This window comes from Streptacidiphilus albus JL83, from assembly GCF_000744705.1.
Taxonomy (GTDB): domain Bacteria; phylum Actinomycetota; class Actinomycetes; order Streptomycetales; family Streptomycetaceae; genus Streptacidiphilus; species Streptacidiphilus albus.
The window spans coordinates 6,066,076-6,078,824 of sequence record NZ_JQML01000001.1; the positions used below are offsets into that span (position 1 = coordinate 6,066,076).

Annotated in this window: 11 protein-coding genes; 9 read left to right on the forward strand and 2 right to left on the reverse strand. The window is 73.1% G+C overall.

All coding sequences use genetic code 11. The features are described from left to right. Positions 1-12 precede the first annotated feature (12 nt). The 5 genes from BS75_RS26540 to BS75_RS26560 all read left to right on the forward strand — a co-directional run bounded on the left by BS75_RS26540 (position 13) and on the right by BS75_RS26560 (position 6,041). On the forward strand, positions 13-1,059 hold the full coding sequence (locus BS75_RS26540) for a ketoacyl-ACP synthase III family protein (protein WP_052069718.1): 1,047 nt from the start codon (positions 13-15) through the stop codon (positions 1,057-1,059). A gap of 22 nt (positions 1,060-1,081) precedes the next feature. Continuing rightward, the gene (locus tag BS75_RS26545) at positions 1,082-3,031 is read left to right on the forward strand and encodes an HAD-IIIC family phosphatase (protein ID WP_034090045.1); all 1,950 of its coding nucleotides are present in this window, start codon (positions 1,082-1,084) and stop codon (positions 3,029-3,031) included. Beyond that, positions 3,028-3,252, forward strand: coding sequence for an acyl carrier protein (locus BS75_RS26550; RefSeq protein WP_034090046.1), 225 nt, complete (start codon positions 3,028-3,030; stop codon positions 3,250-3,252). Before BS75_RS26545 ends, BS75_RS26550 begins: the two co-directional genes overlap by 4 nt. A 168-nt stretch (positions 3,253-3,420) precedes the next feature. Next, positions 3,421-5,688, forward strand: coding sequence for an MMPL family transporter (locus BS75_RS26555; RefSeq protein ID WP_042437336.1), 2,268 nt, complete (start codon positions 3,421-3,423; stop codon positions 5,686-5,688). 92 nt (positions 5,689-5,780) lie between these two features. Then, positions 5,781-6,041, forward strand: a complete 261-nt coding sequence (locus BS75_RS26560) for a DUF6059 family protein (protein ID WP_034090047.1) — start codon at positions 5,781-5,783, stop codon at positions 6,039-6,041. Positions 6,042-6,127: 86 nt separating this feature from the next. On the opposite strand, the gene BS75_RS26565 is transcribed toward BS75_RS26560, so the two are convergent. Both BS75_RS26565 and BS75_RS26570 read right to left on the reverse strand, forming a co-directional pair. Then, a complete protein-coding gene (locus BS75_RS26565; RefSeq protein ID WP_034093835.1) occupies positions 6,128-7,069 on the reverse strand; it encodes a PDR/VanB family oxidoreductase in 942 nt (313 codons plus the stop codon). A gap of 254 nt (positions 7,070-7,323) precedes the next feature. Further along, positions 7,324-7,701 carry a YrdB family protein gene (locus BS75_RS26570; protein WP_034090048.1) on the reverse strand — a complete coding sequence of 126 codons (378 nt, stop codon included), beginning with the start codon at positions 7,699-7,701 and terminating at the stop codon, positions 7,324-7,326. A gap of 271 nt (positions 7,702-7,972) precedes the next feature. Here BS75_RS26570 and BS75_RS44835 point away from each other — a divergent pair, with 271 nt between their 5' ends. The 4 genes from BS75_RS44835 to BS75_RS26585 all read left to right on the forward strand — a co-directional run bounded on the left by BS75_RS44835 (position 7,973) and on the right by BS75_RS26585 (position 12,746). Further along, complete coding sequence (locus BS75_RS44835) at positions 7,973-8,623, forward strand: MFS transporter (protein ID WP_156164294.1); 651 nt, start codon at positions 7,973-7,975, stop codon at positions 8,621-8,623. A gap of 14 nt (positions 8,624-8,637) precedes the next feature. Continuing rightward, positions 8,638-9,489 (forward strand): MFS transporter, encoded by an 852-nt coding sequence (locus BS75_RS49495; protein ID WP_331281475.1) that lies wholly within the window; start codon positions 8,638-8,640, stop codon positions 9,487-9,489. Between the two features lie 171 nt (positions 9,490-9,660). Then, on the forward strand, positions 9,661-10,875 hold the full coding sequence (locus BS75_RS26580) for a cytochrome P450 (RefSeq protein WP_042437337.1): 1,215 nt from the start codon (positions 9,661-9,663) through the stop codon (positions 10,873-10,875). A gap of 101 nt (positions 10,876-10,976) precedes the next feature. Continuing rightward, complete coding sequence (locus BS75_RS26585; protein WP_042437338.1) at positions 10,977-12,746, forward strand: fatty acyl-AMP ligase; 1,770 nt, start codon at positions 10,977-10,979, stop codon at positions 12,744-12,746. The last annotated feature ends 3 nt before the right edge of the window (positions 12,747-12,749 follow it).

Here is a 12,749-nt window from a genome sequence, read left to right on the forward strand (position 1 = left end):
CTGGAGGCGACGATGCGTTGGGACAACCTCTACCTCGCGGGGCTCGGGGCGTACCTGCCCGAGGCGGTGGAGACGGCCGAGCAGGCCGTGGCGGCCGGCCGCTACACCGAGGAGGAGCGCCTCGCCAACGGCATCAGGGCGGTACGGGTGGCCCGGCTGGAGGACGAGAGCCCGGCGCAGATGGCGGTCGGTGCGGCCCTGCGGGCGGTGGAGCGCTCGGAGCACACCGCCGGGGAGTTCGGTCTGGTCGTCCACGGCGGCACCGGCCACCAGGGGCAGGAGTTCTGGACCCCGGCGTCCTACGTCCAGGACCACACCGTGCGCGGTTCCGGCGCCACCGCCGAGGTGCGCCAGGGCTCCGACAGCGGGCTGATCGGCTTCGAGCTCGCGGCCTCCTGGGTGGCCTCCCGCCCGGACACGGCGGCCCTGGTGACCGCCGCCGACTCCTTCCACCTGCCCTATGTCGAGCGCTGGACCGCCGACCACCAGCAGGTCTTCGGCGACGGCGGCGGCGCCGCGGTGCTGTCCTCGCGGACCGGCTTCGCCCGGATCCGGTCCAGCGCCACGGTCTCGGACTCGACGCTGGAGCCGGTCTACCGGGGCCCCGGCTGGACGGCCGGGCCGTTCGCCCAGGGCCGCCCGGTCTCCCTGCGCTCCCGCAAGCTCGACTACCTCTCCGCGCGCGCCGGCCGACTGGAGGAGACCGTCGGCCGGATGACCGAGAACCTGCACGCGGTGGTCGGCCGTGCTCTGCGCGACGCCGACTGCGAGCTGAGCGACATCGGCTACCTGGTCCACGCCAACACCGGGTTCCCGGTCTTCGAATGGGGGTTCCGGAAGCCGCTCGGCTTCGCCCCCGGGCAGACCGTCTACGAATGGGGCCGGGACTACGGCCACATGGGCGCGGCCGACCACTTCGTCAACCTCGACCACCTCGTCGGGACCGCACCGCTGAAGGTCGGGGACCGGGTGCTGACCGTCGGCGTCGGCACCGGCGTGGTCTGGACCGCGGTCGTCCTCGAAATGCTCCGCATTCCGTCCTGGGCCCAGCGGGCCTGACTACCTGAGGAGAACGTGACACATGACCACGGTCGTGAACCCCCCGCCCGCCGCGGCAGCCGCGGATCGTCCCGCAGCACCGCCCACCCCGTTGGCACAGCTGCGCGCGCTCCACGGCCAGGGACGGCTCGTCGCCGAGTACCCGCTGGTCGCCGGACTGCTCGCGGAGCTGGCGGCCGGTCAGAACGGCGCCGCCGACCTGGTCAGGGCGGGACAGCTGCTGTCCCGGATCGACCAGGAGCAGGTGGCCGCCGCCCACCCGGGCACCACGACCGTGACGGTCGCGGTCGCCGGCCACTCCACGGTCGGGGCGCTGGCCGAGCCGCTGACCGCCGAACTGGCCCGGCACGGCATGCTGCTCAAGCTGACCCTGGGGGACTTCGACGGCTATCTGCGCGAGCTCCAGGACACCGGCAGCCAGCTCTACGCCCCGGACCTCGACCTGGCCCTGGTGCTGCTGGACGCGCAGGCGGTGCTCGACGAACTGCCGCCGGTCTGGCGGGTGGAGGACCTGGAACAGGCCGCCACCGGCAAGCTGGCCCAGCTCACCGGGCTGGTCGAGCGCTATGTGGAGCACGGGACCGGCACGCTGGTGCTGAACACCCTGACGCTCCAGCACAACCACACCCACCAGCTGGTGGACCTGCGCTCGCGGGCCGCACTCGGCGTCGCCTGGCGGGAGTTCAACGCGGGGCTGCTCCGGCTCGCCGCCGCCCACGACCGGGTGGTCGTGGTCGACCTGGACCCGCTGGTCGCCCTCGGCGGACCGGTGAACGAGCCCCGGATGGCCTCGTACGCCAAGGCCAACCTGGGCGAGGAACTCCTCGGCCGCTACGCCCGCGAGATCGGCCACCTCGCCCGGACCCTCCGCGGCCGGGCGAAGAAGGTCCTGGTCGTGGACCTGGACAACACCCTCTGGGACGGGATCCTCGGCGACGACGGCGCGGACGGCATAGCCGCCGCGACCACCTACCGCGGCGAGGCCTTCGGCAACTTCCAGAAGATCGTCAAGCAGATCGGCTCCCAGGGCGTGCTGCTCGCGGTGAGCAGCAAGAACGACCAGGACCCGGTGCTCAGCGTGCTGCGCACGCACCCCGACATGGTGCTCCGCGACACGGACTTCGTCCGGGTCAACGCCAACTGGAACCCGAAGGACGAGAACCTCCGGGACATCGCGGCCCGGCTGAACCTCGGCGTGGACAGCTTCGTCTTCGCCGACGACTCGCCCTTCGAGACCGGCCTGGTGGCGTCGAGCCTGCCCGAGGTCGCCGTGGTCAGGCTGGACGAGGAGCCGGCCCTCCACATCGAGCGGCTGCTCGCCGACGGGTGGTTCGACGTGCGCGAGCTCACCGCCGAGGACCGGGCTCGGACCGCGCTCTACCAGGTCGAGTCCGGCCGCCAGGACCTGCTGGAGAGCAGCGGCTCGATGGAGGAGTACCTGGAGAAGCTGGGCGTGCAGGTGTCGGTCCGGGCGGTGAGCGAGGGCGACCTCGCCCGGGTCGCCCAGCTCACGCTGCGCACCAACCAGTTCAACCTGACAACCGAGCGGCTGCAGCCGGCCGAGGTCCGCGAGCGGCTGGACGATCCGGCGCACCTGGTGCTCTCGATCCGTTCCGGCGACCGCTTCGGCGACAACGGGGTCGTCGGCGCCCTCTTCGCGCACCGCCGCGCCCCGGGTGTGCTGCACATCGACAACCTGCTGCTCAGCTGCCGGGTGTTCGCCCGCGGCATCGAGCAGGCCGCCGTGGTCTCGGTACTGGACCACGCCAAGTCGCTGGGCCTGACGACGGTGACCGCCGCCTACCGGCCCACCAAGAAGAACCACCGGGTCAGGGACTTCTGGCCGACCCTCGGCTTCGAGCAGACCGGCGGGGGCGAGGAGGAACTGTCCTTCACCCACTCCCTGGCCGTGCTGCCCGAGATGCCCGCCCACCTCCACCTCGACGTCGACCTCGAAAGGCCGCAGCCGTGATCACTGAGGCATCGTTCATCCAGCTCGTCCGCGACGAGCTCGCCCTCCCGCTGGCCGACACCGACCTGGAGGCCGACTTCGACCGGGTCGTCTCCTGGGACTCCCTCCACGTGCTGCGCCTGGTCACGGCGGTGGAGAAGGAGACCGGCAAGCGCGTCCCGGTGGGCAAGGTGCTCGCCGAGCGCAGTCTGCGGGGGATCTACAACCTTCTGGCCGCCTGACCCGGGGGGCCGGGCGCGCGTCCCCCGTCGCGCCCGGCCCCCCTGCTCCGCTGTCCCCGGCCGGCTCGGACGCCGCCACCTGCATTGTCATGAGCCAGTCAGCTTTTCCGGCTCCTCCTCCAGCTCCTCCTCCGAGCGTCACCCGCTCCCCGAACGAATGTTGAGGCCATGTTCGACAGACTCGCACGCTTCCTGCACCGGCGGAGGAGGCTGGCCCTCCTCGCCTCGCTGGTCCTGCTGGTACTCGCCGGGGCCATCGGCTCCTCCCTCCAGCAGCACCTCACCAACGGCGCTTCGGACTACGACGACCCGGGAGGCGGCAACGTCTTCGCCCGCTCGGTGATCCAGCAGGCGACCGGGGTCGACCCCGAGCAGGGCTACGTGCTGCTGGTCCGCAGCAGCACCCCGCTCACCGCCGACTCCCCGGTGCCGCCCGCCGTCGCCGACGCGATCCGGGTGCTCAGGGCCCGGCCCGAGGTCAAGCAGGTGCTGGACTACGCCGACTCGCACCAGCCTGCACTGATCGCCCGGAACGGCCTCAGCACCGCCGTCGTCGCCGAGGTCGGCAGCCTGCCGGCCCCGGCCGACGCCAATGCCGTGGCCGCGATCCAGAAGGCGATCGCAGCCGACCCGCTGCTCCGCGACAGCACCCTGTTCGGCGGGGCGACCCCCGGCCACACCCAGGTCGCCCAGGTGTCGACCAAGGACCTCGACATGGGCGAGACCATCACCCTGCCGATCCTGCTGATCCTGCTGATCTTCGTCTTCCGCGGGGTGATCGCCGGTCTGATCCCGCTGCTCGGCGGGGTCTTCGCGATGATGCTGGCGATGGCCGCGGTCCGGCTGCTGACCATGGTCACCCATGTCTCCTCCAGCGCGATGGACCTGATCTTCGCGCTCGGCCTCGGCCTGTGCATCGACTTCAGCCTGCTACTGGTCTCGCGGTTCCGCGAGGAACTCGCCGCGGACCGGGCGGCCGGCGTCGAGGGCACCGCGCAGGCGGTGCGCCGCACCGTGCTGACGGCCGGCCGGACCGTGGTGTTCAGCGCCTTCACCGTCGCCGTCGCGCTCTCCTCGCTGCTCATCTTCCCGCTGCCCTACCTGCGTTCGCTCGGCATCGCCGGCGTTCTCACCGTCCTCTCCGCGGCCTTCTTCGCGCTGCTGGTGCTGCCGGCCGTGCTGGCCGCGCTCGGCACACGCATCGACGCGCTGTCCTTCGGCCGGAGCCGGGCCGCCGGCGCCGACCGGGTGGTCCGGCGCTGGGACCGGCTGGCCCAGGGCGTGATGCGCCGCCCGCTGGTGTACGCGGTCGTCGGGATCGTCGTCCTGCTCGGCATCGCCTCGCCCGCCACCGGGATCCACTTCACCGGCGTGGACTCGTCGGTGCTCCCGGTCTCCACCAGCTCCGGCCAGGTCGCCAAGGAGCTGACCGACGACTACGCCCAGCAGCCTTCCGCGGTGCAGATCGTGGTCGCCGGCGGCAGCGCCGCCGACAGCAGCGGCGCGCTCGCCGACTACGGCCGGCGGATCGCCCAGGTCCCCGGGGTCCAGGCGGTGCAGGCGGCCGTTCCGCTCGGCAGCGACCACTGGGAGATCGACGCCTCGGTCGCGGGCGAGCCGCTGCAGGCCGACGCGCTGGCGACGGTCCAGGCCGTCGAGCGGGTCCAGGCCCCGGCCGCGGTCTGGTTCACCGGGGCGAGCGCCGACTTCCTGGCCCAGCGCGCCAGCATCGGCGACCACCTGCTCCCGGCCGGCCTGGTGCTGGCCGCGCTGACCGTGCTGCTGCTCTTCCTGTTCACCGGCTCGGTCTGGCTCTCCTTCCAGGGCCTGCTGATGAACGCGCTGTCGGTCGGCGCCGCCTTCGGCATGCTGGTCTGGGTGTTCCAGCAGGGCCACCTCAGCGGCCTGCTGAGCTTCACGGCCACCGGCGCGCTGGAGGAGACCTCCCCGGTCATCCTGTTCGCGCTCGCCTTCGGACTCTCCACCGACTACAACGTGTTCCTGCTCGGCCGGATCAAGGAGGCCCGGAGCAAGGGCCTCGACGACCGTTCCGCGGTCGCGGTGGGGCTGTCGCGCACCGGCGGGATCGTCACCTCGGCCGCCCTGCTGTTCGTGGTCGCCGTCAGCGCGCTCGGCCTGTCCCGGCTGACCTTCATCAAGGAGCTCGGCCTGGGCGCGGCCTTCGCCGTGCTGATCGACGCCACGGTGGTGCGCACCCTGCTGGTCCCGGCGATCATGGGGCTGCTCGGCCCTGCCGCCTGGTGGGCCCCCGGCCCGCTGCGCCGCCTCCACGCCCGGATCGGCATCAGTGAGGGCGAGGTCGAGGACGGGGCCGCGGAGCTCTCCGGCGGCGACGCCCCGGCGGCAGCCGCCGCCGTGGAGGAGGCGCCGACCGGCGTCCGCCCGGTGGAGCCCGCCCCGGCCGGCCGGGGCTGACCGGCCGTCACCCACACACCCAGGTCCCCCGGGCCCGCCACCGCGATGCCGCGGCGGCGGGCCCGGGGGACCGCAGCAGACGGGAGCAGGACGTGACCCTGAAGTTCGCATGGTGGCGGATCCGGCGGGCCCTGGTCGTGTCCGGCGGCCGGATGTGGCTCGGCTTCGTCCTGATGGGGTGCTTCCTCGGAATGGCCCTGTCGGCCGACGACTTCGAGGGTGTGGTGACGGAGCTGTCGTTCCTGAAGGGGCTGCCGCCCGGCCACCCGGAGCGGTCGGTGGCCCAGCTGCCGCCGACCGAGTCCGAGGCGGAGCTCTGGGAGCAGCTGGGCCTGCTCGGCGACACGGTCTGAACGGGCCGCCCAGGCAGGGTGCGGCGGTACGGCGGCGGGGCCGGAGGAAGACCTCCGGCCCCGCCGCCGTACCGCCGCAGCACCCGCTACAGGTCCAGCACCAGGCGCCGGTCGCCCCGGGCCCGGGAGACGCAGATCAGCATGATGTCGCCGCCCGCCCGCTCCGTCTCGTTCAGGCAGGCGTCGCGGTGGTCGGGCACGCCGCCCAGCACCCGGGTCTCGCAACTGCCGCAGGTGCCCTGGCGGCAGGACGGCTCGATGGGTACGCCGGCGTCCTCGACCACGTCCAGGATGGAGAGCTCGGCGGGCACCTGCAGGGTCAGACCGCTCCGGACCAGCTCCACCTCGAAGCCGGCCGCCGGGGCGGACCCCTCGGCCCCGGACGCCCGGAACCGCTCCACGTGCAACGTGCCGCCGAACCCGGCGGAGCAGCGCTGCTCGATGGCGGCGAGCAGCGGCTCGGGGCCGCAGCAGTAGACCGCCGCGGACGCACCGGCGCCCGCGACGGCCGAGTCGAGGTCGAGCAGGCCGGTCTCGTCCTGGGGGCAGATCCGCACCCGGTCGCCGTACCGGGCGAGCCGGTCGAGGAAGGCCATGGAGCTGCGGGTCCGGCCGCCGTAGTACAGCCGCCAGTCGGCTCCGGCGGCCTCCGCCGCCTCGATCATCGGCAGCATCGGGGTGATCCCGATGCCCCCGGCGACGAAGAGGTAGCGCTCGGCGGGGACCAGCGGGAAGTGGTTGCGCGGACCGCGCACCGGGACGGTGTCGCCGACCGCGCACCGGTCGTGGAGGTGGACGGAGCCGCCGCGTCCGTCGGCCTCGCGCAGCACGGCGATCTGCCACTCGGTGTCGGAGGCCGGACTCCCGCAGAGCGAGTACTGGCGGAGCGTCGGCGTGCCGTCGACCGTCAGCAGCAGCTCGACATGGGCGCCGGGCTGCCAGGGGGGCAGCGGGGCGCCGTCGGCGGAGCGGAGGGTGAGGCCGAGGACGCCGTCGGCGAGGTCGGTCCTGGTGTCGAGCACCAGCAGCCGCTCGCCGACGGCGGGGGAGGGGGAGGCGGCCCGGCCGGACGGCGCGAGGGGCCGGCCCGGGGCCTGCGGACGTGCGACGCCCGGGAGGCGCCGCAGTCCTCCTGCGAAGACCTGCTTGATGCTCACCGCTGCTTCCTTCCACCGTGGTCGGCCCGGGTGTGCCCGGGAGTGCGGCGATGCTGTGCCCGGCGGCTAAAGCGGCTCTTGCTCCCGGCCGCGCCGCCGCCCGCCGGTGCCCGGTCCCCGGTACGTCAGTTGGCCAGCAGCCAGCGCAGCCGGCCGCGGGTGAGGAAGAGCTGCAGCACCAGCAGCGCGCCGAACCAGGTGGCCGGGGTACGGTCGCCCAGGTCGGCCAGGGCCGCCACCGCGCCGCCGAGGACCACGAGTTCGAGCACCAGTCGGACCGGCCCCGGGGTGGCCACCACGGTCGTCCCGGTGACCTGGGCGCCGGCGGTGGCGAAGACGCCCCAGACGGCGGCGACGGCGAGCGGGAGGCCGATGGCGGCGGGCCCCCGGAGCGGGCCCGGAACGGTGTGCCAGGCCCAGACGCCGTAGGTGACGACCGCCGCCACTTCGAGTCCGAAGGCCAGGGCCAGGGTGGGCCGGGTGAAGGTCGGGAGATTGCTCATGCGGAGGCTCCTCGGTGTCTGGGCAGGCAGCCGGCCTGCGGGTCCCGATCGTCCGTGAGTATCCGGCGCACCCCTTGCGCCGTGCTGAAGCGGCCCGGTTTAGGGGGAATTTAGCGGCGCTCGACATGCTCGGGCATCCGGCAGGGCCATCCGGCTCGGGCCGATCGCCCGAGGAGCCGCGCCCGCGTGGAAGAGCACGAGCGGATCGCCATCGTCCAGATTTCCGACCTTGTCCGCGCCCCGCACCGCGCGGGGCAGAGGGAGTGAACACGTGAGTACCACAGTGAGGACCGCGCCGAAGGCGGGGCCCGGAGACGCGCCCCGGGACAATCGGCGCTGGTGGATCCTGGTCGTCGTGGCATCCGCCCAGTTCATGGTCGGGCTGGACGCGACGGTCGTCAACGTGATGCTGCCCCAGCTGCAGCGCGGCATCGGGCTCTCGGTGGCCAACACCCAGTGGGTGATGAGCATCTACGTCCTGCTCTTCGGCGGACTGATGCTGATGGGCGGCCGGCTCACGGACGTCCTCGGCCGGCGGCGGGTGCTGCTCGGCGGCATGGCCCTGTTCATCGCCGGCTCGCTGCTGGCCGCCTCCGCGGACGGAACCTCGCAGCTGCTGATCGCCCGGGCCCTGCAGGGCCTCGGCGCGGCGGGTCTGGCCCCGGCCGCCCTCTCGATCATGGTGACCAGCTTCCCCGACCCGAAGGAGCGCACCAAGGCCTTCGGCGTCTGGGGCACGGTCATCGGCATCGGGGCCAGCATCGGCACCCTGCTCGGCGGCGCCATCATCGACATCGGCTGGCGCTGGGCCTTCTACATCAACATCCCGCTCGGCGCGATCCTGGCCATCGCGGCGATCGCGCTGGTCCCGGCCATGCGGCCGACCGGCCCCGTCCCCCGTCCGACGTCGCCGGGGCGCTGACCGCGACCTCGGGGCTGCTGCTGGCGGTCTACGGCATCACCGCCATCGGCAGCCGCGGCTGGAGCAGCCCGGTCACCATCGGCGCGCTCGTGGCCGCGCTGGTACTGCTCACCCTGTTCTTCCAGATCGAGAAGCGGAGCAGCGCGCCGCTGGTCCCGCTCCGGCTGTTCCGGCAGCGCGGCCTGCGGACGGCGGGCATGGGCCAGATCCTGGCCGCAGGCGTGATGCTGCCCTGCTTCTTCCTGCTCCCGCAGTACATGCAGACGGTGCTCCACTACAGTCCGCTGCAGACCGGCCTGGCCTACATCCCGACCAGCCTGGCGATGATGATCGTGGCCCCGGCCGTCTCCAAGATCATCGAGCGGACCGGCCCCCGGGTGCTCTATGTGATCGGCACCGTGGTGCTGGGCGGCACCATCGCCTTCATGCTCACCAGCTCGGTCCACTCCGGCTACTGGGGCCTGCTGCTGCCGGTCACCGCGCTGCTGGGGATCGGCCTGGTGCTCTGCCTGATCACCGCGTCCGTGGTGGGCACCGCGCAGGTGACCGACGAGGACGCGGGCATCGTCTCCGCGCTGCTCAACTCGGCCAGCGAGATCGGCGGCGCACTCGGGCTGACGGTGGCGGCGACCCTGCTGCAGACCCGGACCGCGCACCTGGTCGCGCACGGGACCGGTCGGCTGGAGGCGTTCAACGAGGGGCTGCACCGCGGGTTCGGCGCGCTCTTCGTCTGGGTCGGCCTCGGCCTGCTGGTCGGCCTGATCGGGTTCCGCGGCCTGCGGGCCGGCGCCCCCCAGGCCGAAGCCGAGGAGGCAGCGGCCGGTCCGGCCGCCGAGCGCCCGGCCGCGGTTCCGGCCGGACGCTGACCCCCGGCGCCCGACGCTCCGTGCCCGCTGCCCCCTGCACGCCGCCCCGCCCGCACCGCGCCGTTCCCGGCGCACCGCGGGCGGGGCGGCGTGCAAGTGGCGCTTAAGCGCCGGGCAACAGGGTGGAGTCCACCCCGACAGTGCGTCCGAAGTCCGAAGGAGGCCGACGGCATGGCCGCGCCCCGAGAAACCGTCACTCAGCCGACCGGAGAGGACCCGGCCTACCCCTTCGCCCGGCCGGACGCACTCTCCCCCTGTCCGCACTACGCGCGGTTGCGCGAGGAGGGCCGCCGGGTCGCCAGGGTGCGGATGCCCAGCGGCGACACCGCCCACCTGGTCACCGGCTACGAGGAGGTGCGGACCGTGCTCGGCGACGCCCGGTTCAGCCGGGCGGCGACGCTCGCTCCGGGCGCCCCGCGGCTCGCCGCGGCCCCGCAGAACTTTCCCAGCCTGCCGAACCTGGACGGCTCCGAGCACGCGCGGGTGCGCACCCTGGTCGGCCGGGAGTTCACCACCCGCCGGGTGAACGAGCTGCGCCCGCGGATCCAGGCGTACACCGACGAGCTCCTCGACGCGATGGCCGCGGGGGGCAGCAGCGCCGACCTGGTCCCGGCGCTCGCCTTCCCGCTGCCGGTACGGGTGATCTGCGAGCTGCTCGGGGTGCCGCTGGCCGACCAGGCGCTGTTCTCCGGCTGGTCCGCCGCGTTCGTGGCGACCACCGGCAGCAGCGCCGCGGAGATGCTGGCCGCCCAGGTCGCGCTGCGCGGCTACCTCTCCGCACTGATCGAGGAGAAGCGCCGGCGGCCCGCCGACGACCTGCTGTCGGCGCTGGTCTCGATCAGCGAGCACGACCAGGAGCGGCTGGCGCCGGAGGAGTTGATCTTCCTCGGGGTCAGCCTGCTGGTCGCCGGACACGAGACGACGGTCTGTCAGATCGGCAACAGCGTGCTCGCCCTGCTCGCCCACCCCGAGCAGCGTGCGGCGTTCCGCGGCGAGCCGGCGCAGGTGGAGGAACTGCTCCGGCTCTACCTGCCCGGGGACGAGTCGCTGCTGCGGATCGCGGTGGACGACGTCGAACTGGGCGGGGTGCTGGTGCGTGCGGGCGAGGCGGTGCTGCCGTCGGTGGGCTCCGGCAACCGGGACCCCGCCCGTTTCGCCGACCCCGACCGGCTCGACCTCGGCCGGAGCGGCAACGCGCACCTGAGCTTCGGCCACGGCATCCACTACTGCCTCGGCGCCGGGCTGGCCCGGGCCGAACTGCAGATCGCGCTGGGCACGCTGTTCGCCCGCTTCCCCACGCTGCGGCTCGCGGTCCCGGTCGAGCAGGTACCGCGCAGTTCGGGCCGGCTGATCCACGGCGTCAGTTCGCTCCCGGTCGCCTGGTGAGGCCGGACGCCGGAGCGCAAGAGGGACTTAAGCCCGGTCCGCGAGCATCGCACCACCAGGTCAGCCATCTGCCGAGCGCAGATCGAGACGAGGGAACGACCTTGCAGAGTTTCGAGACCTTCACAGAACTGGTGCTCCACCGCGCCGCCGAGCTGGACGCGAAGGACGCCTTCATCTTCCTGCACGACAACGCGGCCGGCAGCGACGCGGAGCGGCTCAGCTACGGCGTCCTGGACGCCGAGGCCAAGCGGATCGCGTCCTGGCTGCAGCAACGCGGCGCCTCCGGCGGACAGGTGCTGCTGCTCTATCCCTCGGGTCTGGACTTCATCAAGGCCTTCACCGCGACCCTGTACGCGGGCTCGGTGGCGGTCCCCGCGCCGCTGCCCGGCGACCAGGGCAACCACTTCGCCCGGGTCACCTCGATCCTCAAGGACGCCGAGGTCAGGGCGGTGCTCACGGACAGCGCCAATGAGCCTGGGATCAACGCCTGGCTGCGCGAGGCCGGCATCACCGACGTGGCCGTACTGGCCACCGACGCCGAGGGCCACGGCGACAGCGCGGCCTGGACCGCGCCCCGGCTCACCTCCGAGTCGCTGGCCTTCCTCCAGTACACCTCGGGCTCGACCAGCACCCCCAAGGGCGTCATGGTCTCCCACCGCAACCTGCTGGCCAACGAGTTGGCGATCCACCACAGCGTGGGGAGCGACCAGGACACCCGGCTCGGCGGCTGGCTGCCCTTCTACCACGACATGGGCCTGATCGGGCACATCCTGCACCCGCTCTACATGGGCGCCTCGGCCGCACTGATGTCGCCGATCTCCTTCCTCAAGCGGCCGTTGCGCTGGCTGCAGATGATCGGCGATCACCGGGTCACCGTCGGCGGCGGCCCCAACTTCGCCTACGACCTCTGCGTCCGCCGGGTCACCGACGAGCAGCTGGCCACCCTCGACCTGAGCAGCTGGCAGCAGGCCTGCAACGGCGCGGAGCCGATCCGGGCCGAGACCATCCGCGCCTTCACCGAGCGCTTCGCCCCGGCCGGCTTCCGTCCGGAGGCGTTCTTCCCCTGCTACGGCATGGCGGAGACCACCCTGCTGGTCTCCGGCGCCCCGCTGGGCGTGGCCCCGGTGTTCCGACGCGTCGACGCGCAGGCACTGGAGCTCGGCGAGCTGCACGACGTCCGGTCCGACGAGGCCGCCCGGACCCTGGTCAGCAGCGGCGTGGTCAAGGACTTCGACGTCCGCATCGTCGACCCGGAGACCTTCCAGGAGCAGCCCGAGGGCCACGTCGGCGAGATCTGGGCCAAGGGCGAGAGCGTGGCGTCCGGCTACTGGAAGCGCCCCGAGATCAACGAGGAGATCTTCAACGCGGCCATCGCCGGCGAGCCGGAGAGCGAAGGACCGGGCTGGCTGCGCACCGGCGACCTCGGCGTCCTGGACGGCGGCCAGCTGTACGTGACGGGCCGTCTGAAGGAGATGATCCTGATCAACGGGCGCAACATCTACCCGCACGACGTCGAGCGCGCGGTCCAGGCCCTGGACCCGGCCTTCGGCGTCGGCAGCGGCGCCGCGTTCTCGGTGGACGACGGCGAGGAGCACCTGGTGCTGGTGCAGGAGGTCCGCCCGAACGCCCCCGCCGCCGCCGACCTGCCGGCCCTGGTCTCGGCCGCACGCAGCCTGGTCAGCCGGGAGTTCACGGTGGCCGGCAGCATCCTGCTGGTCCGCCCCGGGACCATCCGCAAGACCACCAGCGGCAAGATCCAGCGGACCATGATGCGCAAGCTGCTGATCGAGGGCAAGCTCGTCCCGCTGCACGCCCAGGTCGAGGACGCGGTGGCCGCGCAGGTCGCCGAGGTCCTGGAACCGGTGGGCTGAACC